Source organism: Bacillus sp. SIMBA_005, from assembly GCF_046535585.1.
GTDB classification, from domain to species: domain Bacteria; phylum Bacillota; class Bacilli; order Bacillales; family Bacillaceae; genus Bacillus; species Bacillus pumilus.
In genome coordinates, this window is the sequence record NZ_JAWRWI010001033.1 from 1 (window position 1) to 242 (window position 242).

Annotated in this window: 1 protein-coding gene; it reads left to right on the forward strand. The window is 40.9% G+C overall.

Annotation, left to right across the window (positions count from 1 at the left end):
* Nucleotides 1–242: Hsp33 family molecular chaperone HslO (locus tag SB660_RS23255; RefSeq protein WP_410584918.1), on the forward strand; the 242-nt coding region annotated here is incomplete at both ends.

Sequence of the window (242 nt, forward strand, 5' to 3'; positions counted from 1 at the left end):
CTGTAGGGCTTGGTGTACTAGTTAATCCGGATAATTCTATTCTAGCAGCGGGCGGCTTTATTCTTCAACTTATGCCGGGCTGTGAAGAAGAAACAATCGATGCAATCGAGCAACATTTAGCGACGTTAGAGCCTGTATCGAAAATGATTGAAAAGGGCTATACGCCAGAGCAAATTTTAGAGGCTGTATTAGGAGAAGGAAAAGTCCAAATTTTAGATTCAATGCCGGTTGAATTTAAATGT